18 protein-coding genes are annotated in these 17411 nt (G+C 50.1%); 5 read left to right on the top strand and 13 right to left on the bottom strand.

Annotated elements, in window-relative coordinates:
• Nucleotides 1-63: 63 nt before the first annotated feature.
• From B2899_RS02990 to B2899_RS03015, 6 genes are all read right to left on the bottom strand, one after another.
• Nucleotides 64-1311, bottom strand: coding sequence for a dihydrolipoamide acetyltransferase family protein (locus B2899_RS02990; RefSeq protein ID WP_146809270.1), 1248 nt, complete (start codon nucleotides 1309-1311; stop codon nucleotides 64-66).
• 66 nt (nucleotides 1312-1377) lie between these two features.
• Nucleotides 1378-2412: an alpha-ketoacid dehydrogenase subunit beta gene (locus B2899_RS02995; RefSeq protein ID WP_286883976.1), complete on the bottom strand. Its 1035-nt coding sequence runs from the start codon at nucleotides 2410-2412 to the stop codon at nucleotides 1378-1380.
• 30 nt (nucleotides 2413-2442) lie between these two features.
• Nucleotides 2443-3435 (bottom strand): thiamine pyrophosphate-dependent dehydrogenase E1 component subunit alpha, encoded by a 993-nt coding sequence (locus B2899_RS03000; protein ID WP_286883978.1) that lies wholly within the window; start codon nucleotides 3433-3435, stop codon nucleotides 2443-2445.
• A gap of 270 nt (nucleotides 3436-3705) precedes the next feature.
• Nucleotides 3706-5565 carry a sigma-54-dependent Fis family transcriptional regulator gene (locus B2899_RS03005; RefSeq protein WP_286883979.1) on the bottom strand — a complete coding sequence of 620 codons (1860 nt, stop codon included), beginning with the start codon at nucleotides 5563-5565 and terminating at the stop codon, nucleotides 3706-3708.
• An 89-nt stretch (nucleotides 5566-5654) separates the two neighbouring features.
• Nucleotides 5655-6410, bottom strand: a complete 756-nt coding sequence (locus B2899_RS03010) for an SDR family NAD(P)-dependent oxidoreductase (protein ID WP_146809267.1) — start codon at nucleotides 6408-6410, stop codon at nucleotides 5655-5657.
• A gap of 47 nt (nucleotides 6411-6457) precedes the next feature.
• The gene (locus B2899_RS03015) at nucleotides 6458-7039 is read right to left on the bottom strand and encodes a hypothetical protein (protein WP_286883980.1); all 582 of its coding nucleotides are present in this window, start codon (nucleotides 7037-7039) and stop codon (nucleotides 6458-6460) included.
• A gap of 208 nt (nucleotides 7040-7247) precedes the next feature.
• Between B2899_RS03015 and B2899_RS03020 the strand changes: the two genes are divergently transcribed.
• The 3 genes from B2899_RS03020 to B2899_RS03030 all read left to right on the top strand — a co-directional run bounded on the left by B2899_RS03020 (nucleotide 7248) and on the right by B2899_RS03030 (nucleotide 9316).
• Complete coding sequence (locus B2899_RS03020) at nucleotides 7248-7784, top strand: sigma-70 family RNA polymerase sigma factor (protein WP_286883981.1); 537 nt, start codon at nucleotides 7248-7250, stop codon at nucleotides 7782-7784.
• Nucleotides 7777-8859: a DUF4179 domain-containing protein gene (locus B2899_RS03025; protein WP_286883982.1), complete on the top strand. Its 1083-nt coding sequence runs from the start codon at nucleotides 7777-7779 to the stop codon at nucleotides 8857-8859. Before B2899_RS03020 ends, B2899_RS03025 begins: the two co-directional genes overlap by 8 nt.
• 121 nt (nucleotides 8860-8980) lie before the next feature.
• A complete protein-coding gene (locus B2899_RS03030) occupies nucleotides 8981-9316 on the top strand; it encodes a L,D-transpeptidase (protein ID WP_146809264.1) in 336 nt (111 codons plus the stop codon).
• A gap of 142 nt (nucleotides 9317-9458) precedes the next feature.
• Here the strand turns inward: B2899_RS03030 and B2899_RS03035 are convergent, their stop codons facing one another.
• The 6 genes from B2899_RS03035 to B2899_RS03055 all read right to left on the bottom strand — a co-directional run bounded on the left by B2899_RS03035 (nucleotide 9459) and on the right by B2899_RS03055 (nucleotide 16536).
• A complete protein-coding gene (locus B2899_RS03035; protein ID WP_286883984.1) occupies nucleotides 9459-10499 on the bottom strand; it encodes a FecCD family ABC transporter permease in 1041 nt (346 codons plus the stop codon).
• On the bottom strand, nucleotides 10496-11521 hold the full coding sequence (locus B2899_RS03040; RefSeq protein WP_146809262.1) for a FecCD family ABC transporter permease: 1026 nt from the start codon (nucleotides 11519-11521) through the stop codon (nucleotides 10496-10498). Before B2899_RS03040 ends, B2899_RS03035 begins: the two co-directional genes overlap by 4 nt.
• Before the next feature lie 142 nt (nucleotides 11522-11663).
• Nucleotides 11664-12638 (bottom strand): ABC transporter substrate-binding protein, encoded by a 975-nt coding sequence (locus tag B2899_RS03045; protein WP_146809261.1) that lies wholly within the window; start codon nucleotides 12636-12638, stop codon nucleotides 11664-11666.
• Between the two features lie 332 nt (nucleotides 12639-12970).
• Nucleotides 12971-14209, bottom strand: a complete 1239-nt coding sequence (locus B2899_RS03050) for an MFS transporter (RefSeq protein WP_174760595.1) — start codon at nucleotides 14207-14209, stop codon at nucleotides 12971-12973.
• A gap of 32 nt (nucleotides 14210-14241) precedes the next feature.
• Nucleotides 14242-14481: a (2Fe-2S)-binding protein gene (locus B2899_RS18355; RefSeq protein ID WP_146809259.1), complete on the bottom strand. Its 240-nt coding sequence runs from the start codon at nucleotides 14479-14481 to the stop codon at nucleotides 14242-14244.
• A gap of 57 nt (nucleotides 14482-14538) precedes the next feature.
• Nucleotides 14539-16536 carry an AraC family transcriptional regulator gene (locus B2899_RS03055; protein ID WP_286883988.1) on the bottom strand — a complete coding sequence of 666 codons (1998 nt, stop codon included), beginning with the start codon at nucleotides 16534-16536 and terminating at the stop codon, nucleotides 14539-14541.
• A 148-nt stretch (nucleotides 16537-16684) separates the two neighbouring features.
• Between B2899_RS03055 and B2899_RS18360 the strand changes: the two genes are divergently transcribed.
• Both B2899_RS18360 and B2899_RS03060 read left to right on the top strand, forming a co-directional pair.
• Nucleotides 16685-16897, top strand: coding sequence for a hypothetical protein (locus B2899_RS18360; protein WP_170230177.1), 213 nt, complete (start codon nucleotides 16685-16687; stop codon nucleotides 16895-16897).
• 42 nt (nucleotides 16898-16939) lie between these two features.
• Nucleotides 16940-17098 (top strand): hypothetical protein, encoded by a 159-nt coding sequence (locus tag B2899_RS03060; protein ID WP_170230176.1) that lies wholly within the window; start codon nucleotides 16940-16942, stop codon nucleotides 17096-17098.
• A 90-nt stretch (nucleotides 17099-17188) separates the two neighbouring features.
• On the opposite strand, the gene B2899_RS03065 is transcribed toward B2899_RS03060, so the two are convergent.
• On the bottom strand, nucleotides 17189-17411 hold a 223-nt coding region (locus B2899_RS03065; RefSeq protein WP_286883991.1), incomplete at its 5' end, for a heterodisulfide reductase-related iron-sulfur binding cluster.

Consider the following 17411-nt stretch of genomic DNA (forward strand, 5'->3'; position numbering starts at 1 on the left):
TGGCTGCGACATACCCCGCCGGACCGCCGCCGATAATCGCAATCGTATCCACTTGTCTCCCCCTTACAATAGCATCCTGTACGGATGTTCAAGATAATCTTTAACCGTTTCAAGAAATGCAGCTGCGGGTGCTCCGTCCAAGACACGATGATCAAACGTCAGGCTAAGCGGGAGCAGACTGCGCCGATGCAACAGATCATCGATGTATACGGGCATATCATGGGCCGCACCAATACCGAGAATCCCTGCTTCCGGCGGATTCAAGATAGGGGTAAACGTCTCGATGCTGTAAGAGCCAAGATTGGTAAGCGTAAAGGTTGATCCTGCCATCTCTTCCGAACTAAGCTGATTCTCTCTGGCCCGCCGGCTCAATGTGCGAATTGCACGGGACAACTCCAGCACCGACATCTGTTCTGCATAGCGAATCACCGGAACGACCAGCCCGTTTTCCAGTGCAACCGCAATGCCAAGATGGACATGAGCGTATGTCTCAATTCCGCTTTCTGTGTACGCACTGTTCATACGAGGATGTTTCACAAGCGCGAGCACTACTGCCCGGGCAATAAAATCGGTCACCGTCAACTTATCTTCCACTTTCGGCCGACTCTCCACCTCAAGAGCGGCCTGCTTTTTGAGCGTCAATAAATCCGTGACATCCGCCCGTGTCGTCATTGTCAACTGCGCGCTGTCCCGCAAGCTTTCATGCATACGCTGCGCGATGACTTTGCGCATACCGATCACAGGTGCTGTTTTCGTCTCTTCTTTAGGAGATGTGTTCTCACGACGCGCATCCAGCAAGACGACCTGCCGTGCGGCTGCCGCTTCGGCTTTTTTTTGCTGTTCGATTGCCTGCTCTACATCTTCTTTTGTAATACGACCGCCTGGCCCCGTTCCGTTAAGATTCTCGATATTCAATCCGGCGGCTTCCGCCATTTTGCGCGCAACGGGCGAAATTTTCACGCCGCTTTTTCTGGATGCGAAAGCGCTGATTTGGCCACTATCCGGTTTCGATTTAGGCTGACTTACTTCGGTAGTGAAGGACTTTACCGCTTCCCTTCTCTCAATCTTCTCTCCAGGTTGGCCGATATGGCCAAGTACAGTGCCAATCGGTACCACTTCTCCGGCTTCGACGACAATATCAAGCAGTACCCCGTCCCCGGATGCTTCTACTTCCATCTCAATCTTTTCCGAACTGATAACGACAACGACATCTCCCTTAGCTACCTCATCGCCCTCTGCCTTTTTCCATTCAACGACCGTACCTTCTTTCATTCCCATGCCCAGCTTCGGCATGATTACATTTACCGCCAATGTCTCACCCTCCCTTGAGATCGGAAGGCAGGGCATCCCGCCTTCCTGTTATCCGTCCTTATTTGCTTATACAGCCAGAATCGATTCGTCGCCAATCAACTCGGAGACTGCCTTGATAACCTTCTGCGCGTTTGGCAGATAAATATCTTCAAGCACCGGTGAGAACGGCACCGGCGTATGCGGTCCGGTAATCAGCTTAATCGGCGCATCCAGCGAGTCGAATCCTTTATCCGCTACAAGCGCCGAGATGTCTGTAGCGGCACTGCAGCGCGGATTCGCTTCATCGATGATGATAAGGCGGTTGGTCTTTGCTACCGAACCGAGAATCGTATCTTCATCCAGCGGTGAAAGGCTGCGCGGGTCGACAACCTCGGCTTCGATTCCTCGCACGGCCAGCTGCTCTGCCGCCTCCAGTGCGGTGTGTACCTGCTTACCGATGGCTACGATCGTAATGTCCGCTCCTTTCCGTTTGATGTCGGCCTTGCCAAGCGGGACGATGTATTTTGCATCCGGCACTTCGCCTTTCATGTTATAGAGCGTTTTATCTTCGAAAAAAATAACCGGGTCGTTGTCTTCGATTGACGCTAGCAGCAGCCCTTTTGCATCATACGGCGTGGATGGCACAACAACCTTAATGCCCGGAATATGAGTAAACATTCCATACAGACTCTGCGAATGCTGTGCCGCCGCCCGATATCCAGCCCCGTGCATCGTGCGAATCGTCACCGGAACCTGCGCTTTCCCTCCAAACATATAGCGCAGCTTGGCGCCCTGATTCATTACCTGGTCGAGGCAGCAGCCAATAAAATCATTGAACATTAGCTCTGCAATCGGACGTAGTCCCGTCGCCGCAGCCGTCACTGCAGCTCCGATGTATGCTGCTTCGCTAATCGGCGTATCTAGTACCCGCATGCGGCCAAACTCTTGAACCAGACCTTTCGTGACACCCATCACGCCCCCCCAGGCTTCGTCCTCCAGCAAGTGTTCCACATCCGCACCGCCGGCCACGTCTTCTCCCATTAAGATCACGTCAGGATTTTCCCGCATCGCTGTCTGCATCGCTTCCCGTACCGCTTCCGCAAAAGTAATTTCTCTTGCCATCACGAGCACCTCCGTTTTCGATTTGGTAGATTAGTAGGATACGTACACATCGGTATACAAATCGTCTTCGCCAGGATACGGACTCTGCTCGGCGAAGGCGACCGCCCGTTCCACCGCTTCGTCTACCTGCGTATCAATCTCATCCATCTCCGCTTCAGACATGAGATTTTGCTTGAGAAGGTAATTTCTGAACAGTCCGATCGCATCCTGCTCGTTCAAGTGCCCGCGCCGCTCTTCTTCAACTTTGTATGTTTGCGCGTCTCCTTCGAAGTGACCGTAATTACGGTAGGTTTTGCATTCGATAAGTGTAGGGCCTTCTCCGCGGCGCGCCCGTTCCACCGCTTCTTTGGCGGCACGGTACACCGCCATCGTATCTTTGCCATCAACAACGACGCTTGGAATATTATATGCCGCCGCCCGATCGGCAATATTGGTGCAGCTGGACGCATAGTGAAACGGCGTCGCTTCGGCATAGCCGTTGTTCTCGGCGACGAATACAATCGGCAGCTTCCAAATAGAAGCAAGATTGATGCCTTCATGGAATGTGCCTTCATTGTTAGCCCCGTCACCGAAAAAGCAGACGGTCACCGCGCCGGTTTGCTTAATTTTCGCCGTCAGGGCCGAGCCGCAGGCCAGCGGGAAGCCGCCGCCGACAATGCCGTTGGCGCCAAGCATGCCTTTGCTGACATCGGCAATGTGCATAGAGCCGCCCTTGCCTTTGCAAAGGCCTGTCGCTTTGCCGTACAATTCGGCCATCATGCCGTTCAGGTCACAGCCTTTGGCAATGCAATGCCCGTGACCGCGGTGCGTGCTGGTGATGCTGTCATTGTCGTCGAGGTGTGCGCATACGCCGACCGCTACCGCTTCCTCCCCGGCGTACAGGTGAACAAACCCGGGAAGCTTCCCTTCTCCGAACAAACCATGCACCCGATCTTCAAACTTGCGAATTTCCATCACTTTTTGATACATCCACTGCGCCTGCTCTTTCGACAGTTCCTGGTTTTGTGTCTGTGCCATACTCATACAAAGCGCCTCCTTCTATCAAAATGGATAAGAAACAAAGAAGCCACACCTAAAGCAGATGAACAATCTGTTTGCCTTATTTATGTGCAAATAGCATGCCAACTTGATAACGCTTACAAATCAAAGCTTTTGTGTTTCTTTACAAGTACAAACCGGGATAAAATGAGAAACGGTCTTAGATTGTCTCATTTTGTCTCAATTTGTCCACAGGGGAATTACAGCCGTCTCAAGCATTCATGAAACAAAAAGGGAACGGTCTCCCGCTCCCATTTACAAATTGAATTTTTTCACTTTTCGGTATAAAGTGCTGCGGGGAATACCCATCAGCCGTGCCGCCAGCCGTACGTTCCCTCCTGTCTTGCGCAGCGCCTGCATAATCTCCCGACGCTCAAGCTCTTCCCGATAAGTTAGACCGGTCGGTATTTTCACTCCTGCTGATTCTGTTGCTGAATCCTGTGGAACATCGATTTCCGTCTCTTCCGGAAGCATAAAATCCTCCATGCTCGGAACTCCTCCTCCTGCCGCAATTCGCATCCGCTCCAGCACATTGAATAGCTCCCGAATATTTCCGGGCCACCGATACATCGTAAGCCGTTCCATAATGTCCTTCGGAAATACAGCACACCAACCGGATTCACGGCAGAAATGGCGGATAAGATCGGGAATGTCTTCGCGGCGTTCCCTAAGCGGCGGTACGTGTAGCGGAACGACATACAACCGATAAAACAAATCTTCACGAAATTTCCCGTCCCGGACCATTTGCTGCAAATTGCGGTGCGTGGCCGTCACAATCCGAATATCGAGCGGCACCGATCTGTCCGCGCCAACCGGTGTAATTTCCCTCTCCTGCAGCGCACGCAGAAGCGCCACCTGCATGGCCGGAGGAATTTCTCCGATTTCGTCCAGAAAAAGCGTCCCGCCGTTGGCCTGCTCCAGCCTGCCTTTGCGGCCATTCCGCCGCGCGCCGGTAAAAGCCCCGTCCGCATACCCGAACAGTTCGCTTTCGAGCAGATCAGGTGCAATAGCGCCACAGTTCACCGCTATAAACGGTCCGTCCCGCCGCGAACTGTTTTCATGAAGCGCACGAGCAATCAATTCCTTTCCTGTCCCGCTTTCCCCCTGGATGTGTACCGTAGCATCCGTTTCCGCCGCCCGTCTCGTTTCTGTCAGCAGTTTTTGAAAACGCTTACTTTTTCCGGTAACCCCGTTAAAACAAAATGCCGACGAAGATGCAAATGAAACGGCGGAAGAAGCCGTCTGCTCCGCTAGCACCAGGCAACTGCCAAGCAAACGGTTACCAGATGCGGAATAAAGCGGCGTGCGCGCGCGCTCGTTGTATCCGTTCTCATTCAATACGGCGGCGGCACTTTTTCCCGTACAGAAAACATCCCGCTCTCGGACGGCCGCGCTTGCCGCAATGACACGGTCGTTCCGGTCGCAAATCAATAGCGGAGCGGGAGAAGAAAGCGAGCCGCAGGCCAACTGTAAAAGCTCCAGCCGATCCTGCTGTGCTTGCATTTTCCATTCCTGTTCAATTACATAGGCGCAGGAAACGACGGCACCGAGCGTATGAGGATGAGCCGTCTGTGCAGGTCCGGAAATATCAAGTACGCCGAGTATTTTACCCTGCTCGCCACGGATCGGAGCTGCCGAGCATGTCCAGCTGTGTGATACAATTGAAAAATGCTCGGCTCCCGTAAGCGCGATGGCTTCCCCGGTACGGAGGGCGGTACCGATCGCATTGGTCCCTACTTCTTCTTCCGTCCATTTTACACCTTCGACAAAGTTGATGGTTTGCGCAAACTGCCGAATGTCCCCGTCCCCGTATAGCGCCAATACATATCCGTCGGGGTCGACGAGCAGCACCAATGAACCCGAGCCGCGGATGGATGCATATAATTTCTTCACGTAAGGCAAGGCAATATCCAGCAGATTAAGATTGTCCCGTCTGCGTTCCGTTAACTCATCCGGTTCGAGCACGTGCGGCGCTTTCTCCAGATATGGATTTACGCCGGCCCGCTGACACAGTGCCCATGACTCCGAAATACGGGCGTGCAGGCGTGATTCGTCCAGCACACCTTCCTGCACAAACCTTTCCCACTGACGCTGCGATACCATTTCCGTTATCAACTCACAGCACCATCCTTTGCGCATAGTCATTTCCATTCTTATGTTATCTGAAATTTCTGTTTTATTCAACCGAACAAAAGTATCTCTTTCTAGCTTTCATACATCATTTTCCGGGTCATACCGCCATCGATGATAAGGTTCTCGCCGTTAATGAATTCGTTATCCACACTCGTTAAATACAAGCAGGCACGTGCAATGTCTTCCGGCTTGCCGACCCGCTTGGATGGATGCTGCTTATGATCGATATCACGCAGCCCTTCGTAATCATGCGCCTCAATCCAGCCCGGACTGATGGCATTCACCTGAATATGGTCCTCGGCAAATGAAAGCGCCAGCGCATGCGTTAATGCAAAGATGCCTCCCTTGGATGCCGCATACGCTTCCGAATCCGGCTCGGACATGAATGCGCGCGTTGATGCGATGTTGACGATAGATCCTCCGCCGTTCTTGCGCATGACTTTCGCGGCTTCGCGTGCCCCTAAAAATACGCCGCGCAAATTAATGTTAATGATTTCGTCCCATTCTTCAACCGTTATCTCATATGGGGACATAAAGCGCGAAACCCCCGCGTTATTAATCATAATATCCAATCGGCCATACCAGGCCTCAACCTGTTTTATCAGCGCTTCAATCTGTTCCGGCTGACTTACGTCGGTCAACACGAACCGCGCCTCGCCTCCCGCTTCGTGAATCGACGCTTCCACCCGCCTGCCTTCATTCTCGTTCCGATCGGCCAGTACAACTTTGGCGCCGTGGTCCGCGTATGCGCGGGCGACTCCTTCACCGATTCCCTGCCCTGCTCCGGTTACGACAACAATTTTGTCCGTAAAATCAAATGAGATCATTCTATCTTCTCCTTTTCTATTCTCATGGGTGCGTTTCGCGGAACAATTTATAGCATTTTCTCCACCCTCTTCGTATCTCTAGCTTCTTCCATCGCACTTACTCCGCCTATCAGTGCGGCGATTAGGATGGGAATCAAAAATGTAAACATATTAAAATATAACGTATTGGTGTACTGGTTCAGCATTCCGAAGCGGAATAAATGGGCAGCAAGAATGCCCGCTTCCCCATCAAATTGTGCAAGTGAATCTCTTACAAACCACACTTCGCCTATAATCATCAAGCCCAGCAGGAGGACGTCACCAAGCAGAAAGCCACGAATTAGCGCTTTCCCCTGTCTTCGGAGCAGCCTGGACACAAAAATCCCCACCATCGTTGCAAAGAGAACGATGCCTACTACCGCAGGAGCCATGACAAGCAGCGCCAGGTTTCCGTTTCCGGAAGTAACATGGAGAGGTACGGTAAATAAATCAATCATGATAAAGAAAAAGGCGCTCCCCAAGAACAAAAATAAAGCGAGTTTCCATGCCTCATCTCCTGCATGTGTTCCCTGCACATACCGTAAAAACATCGGCAGCAGCGGCACAAACAACAGCGGTGCAAGTAAAAGAATCGCTATCAAACTTTCCATTTCACTCCCCCGGCCTTTGCTTTATCGATGAAACAGAAAATACGGAATTAAGAAGAAAGCAGGCACTCCTTTCATTATAGCCTCTACCTCCCAAAACACGCAAAAAGCTTTTCTGCCCAAAAAGGCAAAGAAGCTTTTTTATTATCTACTGAACCGAAACGACCTCCCGGCTGTCTAATAAATAGAGCATACAGAGGAGGAGAGCAGATTGCATGAGAAGCAAGAGGTGATGCGGGCGCAAAAAGGAGACAAAGAGGCTTTCAGTCGTCTAATTAAACAGAACGAGGTCTCGCTTTACCGCATTGCCCGTTCCATCGTAAAAGCAGATGACGCATGTGCGGATGCCATCCAGGAAGCCATCCTAAAAGCATATACAGGCATCGTTTCCTTGCGTGAAGCCAGGTATTTCAAAACATGGCTGATTCGTATTCTTATTCATGAATGCTATCGGATTCTTCAAGAGAAGCGCCGCTTCATCCCTACAGAAACAATACATACCGCAGCAAATGAATCATCCCTGCAAGCGATGGAACGAACGATAGAAGTACAAGAAATCGTGGATGCACTTGAGGACGAACTCCGTCTTCCTGTGATTCTTTATTATTTCGAGAATTTGTCAGTGAAAGAAGTGGGAAAATTGCTGGCACTACCCGAAGGAACGGTCAAATCCCGCCTGAGCCGGGCACGCAAAAAGCTGGCCCAGGCGCTTCATTATCCCGAACAAGGAGGCAACAGCGATGAGTGAGAACAAGCAATTGGACGAATGGATTCGCACATGGCTATCTCAGGACACCGATATGCCCGATAGCGTACGCTCCGTCATTGACCAAACGCTTACGTTCCTGCCGGATGCCAAACCGCGAAAGAAACGGATATGGCTGCGCAATACCGGAATTGCTGTGGGTACGGCGGCTATTCTCTTCTTTGGCGCAGGCTTTCTTTCTCCCGCCGTGGCCCAGGTGCTGCAGCATATTCCTTTTATCGGATCGGTCTTTGAGCAGGCCGGCGATCAGGGATTGCAACAAGTAAAACGGCAGGGACAAACCGTAACGGCAGACCAGACAGCGACGGACAAAGGTTTTTCTTTAACCATATCGGAAGCATTCTACGATGGAAGCCGTCTGTCCATCGGATATATTCTCCGTTCCTCACGTTCGAAAAGCGACTGGGGTGCACTTGACATGGACGTATATGTCGACGGAAAAAAGATTGCCTTCTCTTCGAACGGAGGAAGTGGTCAGGTAGCCGATGACCAAACAGAAATTCTTGTGACGGACATTCACCCTGAGACTCCACTTCCGGACCGCTTTACATTAACATTAGATGTCCATAAAATCGGGCAGGTCGAAGGATCATGGAAATTCTCCTTTCCCGTCACCAAAATGCATGGCAGCCAAACGTATACAATGACTGCCTCACGCACATACAAGGATATCAAACTAACCGCCAAAGAAGTCACCCTGGCCCCTAGCTCAACCCGGATTGTTCTGCAACTGGTCAAACCACACGAATTTCCGACACCGGAAAATGCGGCCAGGGGATATGCGATTCGGGAATACAGCTACGAAATACAAGATGATAAGGGGAACCCGATTCAAATGATGAGCGGCAGCAGCGAGGGTACGGTGAAGGAAGGAAAAGAAGTGCATAACACTGTCATTACTGCGGCACCACTTTTATCCCGACCAAAATTCCTGCAGATTCAGACGTTCGTCAGCGTTCGCACCGCTCGTCCAATTCCAGAAAGCGGAAAGATGGAACAGACGCAGACCAACCCTGTGCCCGTCAAAGAGCTTGAGCTTATCGTTCCGCTTAAGTAGTAAGTAATACCATACCACTCCGCCCTTCCAGCTTATCTGGAAAGGGCGTTTTCTTTCCATCCTTCCATTCCTTCTAACCCCTCGCCCCCTCTCTTCATACTCTGGTATAGGAGGTGATTTCTTGGCATATTCCATCCATATCTCTTTATCCGGTCATACGCTGACACTCAGACAAAACAGTCGGCTTGTAAAAGTCTATCCGATCGCGGTCGGCAAAATGCTTACACAAACGCCTGTCGGCACGTTTTACATCATCAACAAAGCACCCAATCCCGGTGGACCGTTCGGCACCATGTGGCTTGGACTTTCCCGACCCCATTACGGTATCCACGGCACCAATAATCCCGCATCCATCGGTAAAAATGTCTCCCATGGCTGTATCCGCATGTACAACCGGGATGTCAACGAACTGGCCCGCCGGGTACCCATCGGCACGCCTGTCTATATCCGTCCATAATCAGCCGCAGCCACGGCATGAAAATGGATGGAAGGGCAATTGACTTTTGCGGTACGAAGGAAAAGAGAGAAGAGAACAGGACCATGATTTCAATGGGGAAAAAGGCGAACGCCTTTTTCTTTCCTGTTCAAAATAATGTCGCCTATTTATTACGATTTCTATATAACAAGTAAATAAAGAAAGGAGCACCTATCCCTGCAGTAAAAACACCCGCAGGAATATCAAGTGGAAGAAAGACCGTTCTGGCAACCAAATCGGCAGACATTAGCATGATACTGCCAATCAGAGTGGCGACCGGAAATAAGGCATCAAATGAAGAACCTACAAGTTTTCTGGCCATATGCGGCGCAATTAAGCCGATAAATCCAATCGCACCAGCCACTGCCACGGCAGAACCCGCCAACGCCACACTGATGAACAGCAACATGAATCGATGAAGCTGAACAGAAGCTCCCAGCCCCTTCGCCATGTCATCTCCCAGCTCCTGAACATTGACGTTTCTGGAATAAATGAGTGCCACTGGCATAAAAACAATCACCCAGGGCAGTAACGCATACACGTTATCCCATGATGCACCGTATATGCTTCCCGTTAACCAGGTATAGGCTTGGCTGGCTGCGTTAATTGGACTCAGGATAATCATCAGCATGGTAAAAGAGCTTGCCGTCGCGGAAATCCCAATCCCAATCAGCACCAGCCTCGTCGAAGACACCCCTTTATTCCAGGCCAGCACATAGATCACGAGTGAAATCAAGCCGGCTCCTAAAAATGCTGCTACCGGAAGCCACTTGATACTCACCGTCCCCGCAAAATAGGTAAGAAAAGTCACTGCCGCTAATGCGGCTCCCCCGGTGATCCCGATAACGTCCGGCGAAGCCAGCGGATTGCGGATAATCCCCTGCAGGATTGCCCCGGAAACGCTCAGAGCCGCTCCAACAAGGACGGCGACAATAATCCGGGGAAGTCGTAACGTTCCAAGCACTAACGAATTGGCTGCTGTCCCCTGGCCAATGAGCGTTTTCCATACATCGACAGGTGAAATACCCTTGTTACCCAGCGCGATACTTAACAGAAACAAAGCGAAAGTGAGTATGACAAGCACTGTGAGCACAATGACCGTTCTCTTTTGTACCAGGAAAGAATAAAGTCCCGTTTTGCTGCGAATGATAATGAGCCGATTCATGATGACACCCCTTTCGAGCGAAGCCCCTTCCGAGCAATGTAGATAAAAAATGGCCCGCCGATCAAACCTGTCATGACCCCGATTGGCAGCTCGCCAGGCATCACCACATAACGGGCAACGATATCTGCCAGCAACAGCAAGATAGCCCCGAGTACCGCGCTGTAAGGAATGACCCAGCGATAATCGATACCAACCAGAAAACGGGCCACATGCGGAATAACGAGTCCTACGAAGCCAATGGAGCCGGCAACCGCAACAGAGCTGCCCGCAAGTAAAATAACGGTAACGGCGACCGCCAGTTTCACAAGGGCGGTTCTTTGCCCCAATCCTTTGGCAACATCCTCTCCTGAAGCAAGGATGTTGACTGGCTGCGCAAGTACCAACGCGGTGATTCCGGCAACGATCATATAGGGCAGGAGCGGCAATAACTCCTCAGCGGATTTGCCAGCGATCGACCCGGCCAACCAAAACAGCACATTTTGCAAGCCCGCTTCATCGATAACCAGCATGCCCTGCGTAAAAGAGGTAAACAACGCCGTCATCGCGGAGCCAGCTAACACGACTTTCACCGGAGTTAATCCGTCCCTGCCCAATGAACCGAGAAAGTAGACGGCAAATGCGGCAAAACCTGCTCCCAGGAACGCGACCCATACCAGCTGGTCCAGGGAAGAGATCGGAAGGAAGGTTAAAGCCACGATGACAAAAAAGACGGCACCCGCATTAATCCCAAAAATGCTTGGAGATGCTAACGGATTTCTTGTTAACGCCTGCATGAGTGCACCGGCGACGGCTAAATTACCGCCGATCATCGCGGCGAACAGGGCCCGAGGGAACCGCGTCGTTTGGATGATCACATGTTCGTTTGAGGAGAGATCATAATGGATAAAGGACTCAACAGCCGTCATAACACTTATTTTTGTTGTCCCGAGGACGATACTTGCTCCAAAACAAATGACCAGGATAAAAAAACCAAACACCAAGCCCCATGCTTTTACAGGTGTTTGGCGTAATAATGGACTCACAAGGTTCCTCCTTTTTGAGATTTCATTTCGGACATTGCCTGCATAGCTGATAGCTAATTGAAACGGAGCCGAAAAGGTGGAATAAACCCACCGGAGGCTGTTGACACCACCATCGGTCAACAGCCTCACCATACCAAACAGATTATTTCAACTCATAAAAACCGTAGAGATCTTCCAGCATCTCCAGCGCTGCCAATGGGCCTGAGCCGTTATTCCATACCGCCGTATCCACCTCAAATACTCGATTATTTTTAACGGCTTTTAAATTTTTCCATAGCGGATGCTCGCTCCATTCCTTTCGCAAATCCAGTCGACCGTCATCTCGTGATGTACTCGTTTGATCAAAAATGATGTCTGCATCCATTTGCGGTATATTTTCCTTGGATGTGAGCTGCACACCCCACTCTTCTCCCCGCTGACTGGCAGGCCGGGCGATCCCCAGCTCTTCTAAGACGAGAGCCGAAAATCCGGTATACACAATGCGGGCATGATCGACACGGAAGTCAACGATACCCGCTTCCAGCTTCAACTTGTCGCCCATTTTTCTCTTAAATTCAGCAACTTTTTGCCCCCACTCAGTCAAGAATTTTTGCTCTTCTTCCTTTTTATTTAGTGCTTCTGCCGACAGGTGCAGCGTATCCTTCCACAGATGCACCTCTTCTGTCATGACGGTTGGCGCGATAGCTGACAATTGCTGAGCAATCTTTTCATGCCGTGTTTTAGAAGCGATAATCAGATCCGGTTTAAGCGCAACGATTTCTTCCAGGTTGGGCTGGTTTTCCGAACCGAGATTCGTTACCCCTTCCATCCGGTCTCTTATGTAATTGTACCAGGGCTGTTCGATCCAGGATTCCACGGCTCCTACCGGCTTCACTCCCAGCAGCAATGCAGCGTCCGTGGCACCTTGAAACAGCGTGACTACCCTTTGGGGTGTACCTTTTATTTCAGTCGTCCCCATGGCATGCTGAACAACCCTGGCGTCTTGTGTTTCCGTTGCCTGTCCTTGCGTCGGCTCGGAAGTCGCTACCCCTTGCTGATTCCCCCCGCAACCAGCCATCACTAGCATGCATAAAAAGATCGCAAGTAGTTTAAACGTAAATGTATTAGGCCTAGACATTTCTATTTCCTCTCCTTTTGTTGATCGCATTTTATGATATTGATTCTCATTCTTATTATAAGGAAGTACTCCAGAATGAACATGGATTTTTGCGACCAACTTTTTGACTTTTGCGACATGCCAGCCACGCAGAACCGTTAGCCTTCACTTTTTGCACAGTCAAGCGGCAATCCCGGATGCAGGCAAAGGACCATCCCATGGATAAGCCAAGGAACCACGGTTTCTTCGTAAATAACCGCTTCGATCCATTCGCAAAGGGCCCTTTACTCAACGTTTGCATAATGCTCGGTTGAAAATGCACGAGTCCCATGAATTGTATTCATCGTAACCCCTCACTTGGATACATCCTGACCGCCGACAAAGGCAGCCGCCTCGCGATCTTGCTTGATTTCCGGAAACACAGTCAATTTCATCCACACATTGTTGAGCAACAAAAGAACGGCGGAACAAATAAAGATCATCGATAAGCCAAACCAGGATGCGATAACGCCCATGCCAAGCGCCCCCGCCATGCCTCCCAAAAACAATGCGCAATTGACATAGCTGTATGTTCGGCTTTCCATGCCATCTGGAGCATAATGCCTGATAAGAACATTTATGGAAGGCATCATGCCAGCAAGGCACGCGCCGGTACAAAACCGCAATACAATTAACTGCCACAAGTGCTGAACAAACGCTTGCGGGATAGAAAATAAAATCGCGCCAAACACCGAGCAAAGGAAAATGCGATGGGAACCATACTTGTCTCCCAGTTTCCCCAACTGCGGTGCGGTAAGCATATTGGCGATACCCATCGCCGCAGAAGTTACTCCGGCCAATACGACCAGATTCTCCTGACTGGGCGCCAACTGCTGGACATATAGCGGGATAAGCGGCAATGTGCCAGTCATGGCTGACCGAATGATCGCTGCGGAGACGAACAGAGAGGCAATCGGCTTCCTGGAAACAATTTTTTTGAAGTCTTGCCGAAAGTCTGTTTTTGGCTCTGTCGTTTCTTTTTTCTCAAAATGTTCCCTGACCCCAAAGATGACGATCAGCGTAGCGAGAAAAATACATAAGCCGGTATAGAAGAAAACGGCGCTGAAACCGAATCGGTCGGCCATGAATCCGCCTAATAATGGACCGCAAATCGTCCCGGCAACGGTGCCTGAATGTAAAGTTCCGAGCGCATACCCGCTCCGCTCTTTCGGAGTATTGGTGGCGATTAGTGCGACGGCAGCCGGACCGAATCCGGACAACATCCCGTTCAATAATCGCAATAACAACAAGTGTACAGGGCTTGTGGCAAAGCCCAGGAGCGTAATGGTGATAGCCATGCCAAAGCCGGAGCGAATCAGCATCATTTTGCGTCCGTACCGATCGGCAAGTTTCCCCCAAATCGGCGAAAAGATGAAGGCTGTCAGAAGATTGGCTCCAAAAATAAGACCCGACCATACAAGCACTTCATCATGATCGGTAAGCCCCATTTGCTGTAAGTACAACGGTAAAAAGGGAGTAACACAACTCATAGAGGCCATGGCCAGGAATTGCCCGACATACAAAATGAATAGATTTCGCTTCCACTTTTTCACGATGACAACACATTCCTTTCTCTATGCCATCTTCATTTCGCTTTCGGGCAGACTGTGCAATATTCTCCACTGGTGGAAACCTGAAAATAAAAACAGCATGTTTTACGCATACGAACAGCCGGTGCTTCAGTGTAAAATGGGACGAATGGATTTTGAATTTCTCCGAATAATGCACCCGGCGCTTTATGAACCAGATAAGCAAAATCGTCCTCGATACGTAAGTGTTCCTCCCTCCCTGCACAAGCTCCCATTACCATTTCCACGCCGATCATTAAGCTACGACCACAGTCGTATTTTGGGTTTGGACATGTTCTCCCTCACCATCTTATCTACAGCATTGCTTCGGCAATTTCATCCACTATCTGATTAATTGCAAACGGGCCATAGTAACCTACCCACAGCGTCGTGTCAACCGTGTAGACCTGATTTGCCTGTACGGCAGGAACGTTTTTCCAGATTGCTGTCTGTTGATACTCCTCCACCAACTCCGTATTGGAATCATCCTGTAAAACAATCAGGTGATCCGCGTTTAATGCCGACATTGCCTCTAACGAGATGGTGAAGCTGGTTTTTGTGCTGTCCATGACCATTTGCGGAGGCGACATCCCAAGATCTCCGTACAAAATCTTTGCCGTGCGATGTTTTGCCGTTTGTAGCCGGATCATCTGATCGCGCGGCCGAATCAAGGCGACTGTCTGCCCGCCCAGCTTGTCGGTCAGGGCAGCTTTCAGAGCGTCTATCCTTTTCTGGTATCTGTCCAGCACGTTCTGCGCAATTTGCTCTTTGCCGACAATGTTCCCGAACGTAAGAAGGGTGGTACGCCAATCTTCATTTCGGTCAAACATTAGTGTCGGCGCGATTTCGACCAGCTTTTCAAAAAGGTGCTCCTGAAACGCGGTACAAATGATCAAATCCGGTGCAGCCTGAACAATCGCCTCCAGATCAGGCTCTTCCTTCGTCCCGAGCACCTTGATATCAGTCAGCTTACCTGTCAAATAGTCGGGGAACGACGAAGACTCAATCGTTGGGATTACGCTGCCAATCGGCTGATCGCCCAGCTTCAGCAGTTGATCAATATATTGGTAGTCCAGTACGACAATTTTCTCCGGCTTCTGTTCCAGCGCAAACTCACCCTTTTGATGCTTAATGATTCGCCGCATGCTTGCTGCTGCCGTGCTCCCCGTAATACCGGCATTTCCTGCTTCGTCGCTGCTGACTGTTGGCTGTACCGTAACGCTATCGGCTGGAGAAATCTCTCCTGCCGAATAGGCCCCTGCACTTGTTGTAAGGGAGTGTGCGCCCAGAAGCAAGGGCAACATGGATGTTAAGCTATTGGTCATTGCTGCCTTTGAGCTTGTATACGGATGGATGACCTCACCAGCCTGATAGTGAGAACTATTATCATCACTAGCAGTAACACTATACAATTGTGCGCTTCCAGGAACAATCGATGATCGCGACTTGTGTAATGGAGTTTGGCGACGGTGCTCCCTATCCCTGGCCTGCTCTTTATATTGGCGGGGCGACACTCCCGTATATTTTTTAAAAATCCGACTGAAATAGTAGCTGTCCATATAGCCAACAGCCTCAGCAATTTGGGCCAATGTGATATTGGTATGCTTGAGCAAAGCCTTGGCTTGTTTGAGTCGCACCTGAAGCAAATACTCCATCGGGCCAATATTCAGCCTCGCTTTGAATAGCCTCTGCAACTGACGCGCGTTGCAATCCAGCGCTGCTGTCAATGAGTTAAGCGTTATTGGCTCGGCGTAACGCTCCTCTAAATAGCGAATCGCCTGGATAATCAGCTGCGGTTGGGTCGCCCCGCTGCCTAGCGTCTGCGACTGTTGCAGGAGGTCATATACGAAATGATGGAACAAAGCTTTGACATGGAATTTTTCCAGCGCGCCGGATTGCTGCCATTGCCGTTGCATTTGCTCTATCTTTGAAAAAAGGGGGAGCGGGCACGGTGGAGCAAAAGCGTACTGTGCGAGGAAGGGATTGCTTGTTTGGTACATACGCAGCAATTCCCTGCGGCATGGCATCGTCAGTACCGCTTTATAGAAAACCATGTAATATTCCAGCGTCTCCACTACCTCGACAATATCGAGAAGCGCACCTTTCCCAGCATGACAGACAAGGCTTTTATCTGCCGCATACGCAATACCATCGAGCAACACCTGTGCCACGCCTCGTGTGGTGAGCAGAAAAACGCTGGCTGGAAGCCGGTAAGCGTGCAGACTATCGCCCGGATGCAAGGTGGCATGGCGTACGTCTAAAACCTTGAGAGACGCATGATTCCACAGCAATAGCTGATCTTGAAATGACAACTCCTGTCCCCTCCTGCAATTTATGTTCTGTTTACTTTTTTTGGAGCCATTATAGCAATAACGATTATCAGTATCAATTACTTGGTGTTCCCGAAACTTTTTTCTCTCGTCTTACAGCTTGCTCCCTTGCGCCTGGCGAAGACTTATCGTGGAGCGAAACTTCGCGGATGCTAAACAGCTCCAAGGGTTTCGCTATTACCGTTTGCGGGGATTACGCAACGTCAGTAAACACACTCTGATGAGCGTATCGGTACAGAATATGAAAAAGATTGCCCTCCACTTATCTAATAGGGGTATACGTGAGAGAAATGCCTTTTTCTTTGAAAATCATGAAGAAAGAAGGAAGGAGAAGAGAAAATAAGATCCGATGTAGAATATCGAAGAATGAAAGCAGGTGTACGTCATGGACTGTGACCATAAACAGGAGCAAATTCAAAAGCTAATTATGGAAGCGCACATGAGACAGGCAAAGCGTTCAGTTACGTTCATTCTCATCCTCTATATAGCTTATTTTGCCATACGGGGAATGCACTTTATTTACCAACTCATCTTCGGCAGCTAAACTGTACATCCCCCTATTCCCTGCTTTTTATAAATTCGTATCCCTTAACTACTTTTTTTAAAATTGCAGAAGCCAAAGCCAATCTTCTCTTTATGAGATGCCTGCCGCCTCGGCTATATATTCAATCAAGTGCAGCGCCCGTACAGAGCCGGTCAGTTTTTCACGTTCAATGCCAAGTTTCATTTGTAGCAGGCAACCGGGATTAGTCGTAATGATGACAGAGGCTCCGGTTGCTTTCGTATGATTCATCTTTTCGTCGAGAATCTTCATGGACTCCTCATAATGGACAATATTATAAATTCCTGCTGAACCA

This window comes from Aneurinibacillus sp. UBA3580 (genome assembly GCF_002375825.1).
GTDB classification, from domain to species: domain Bacteria; phylum Bacillota; class Bacilli; order Aneurinibacillales; family Aneurinibacillaceae; genus Aneurinibacillus; species Aneurinibacillus danicus.

What these genes read in the sequence shown, in the direction of transcription:
- B2899_RS18355 (WP_146809259.1), bottom strand. Translation starts at nt 14,481, where the DNA reads ATGATCGGCGTGGAAATGGTAATGGGAGCTTGTGCAGGGAGGGAGGAA.
- B2899_RS03000 (WP_286883978.1), bottom strand. Translation starts at nt 3,435, where the DNA reads ATGAGTATGGCACAGACACAAAACCAGGAACTGTCGAAAGAGCAGGCG.
- B2899_RS03015 (WP_286883980.1), bottom strand. Translation starts at nt 7,039, where the DNA reads ATGGAAAGTTTGATAGCGATTCTTTTACTTGCACCGCTGTTGTTTGTG.
- B2899_RS03045 (WP_146809261.1), bottom strand. Translation starts at nt 12,638, where the DNA reads ATGTCTAGGCCTAATACATTTACGTTTAAACTACTTGCGATCTTTTTA.
- B2899_RS03060 (WP_170230176.1), top strand. Translation starts at nt 16,940, where the DNA reads ATGGACTGTGACCATAAACAGGAGCAAATTCAAAAGCTAATTATGGAA.
- B2899_RS03025 (WP_286883982.1), top strand. Translation starts at nt 7,777, where the DNA reads ATGAGTGAGAACAAGCAATTGGACGAATGGATTCGCACATGGCTATCT.
- B2899_RS03035 (WP_286883984.1), bottom strand. Translation starts at nt 10,499, where the DNA reads ATGAATCGGCTCATTATCATTCGCAGCAAAACGGGACTTTATTCTTTC.
- B2899_RS03010 (WP_146809267.1), bottom strand. Translation starts at nt 6,410, where the DNA reads ATGATCTCATTTGATTTTACGGACAAAATTGTTGTCGTAACCGGAGCA.
- B2899_RS02995 (WP_286883976.1), bottom strand. Translation starts at nt 2,412, where the DNA reads ATGGCAAGAGAAATTACTTTTGCGGAAGCGGTACGGGAAGCGATGCAG.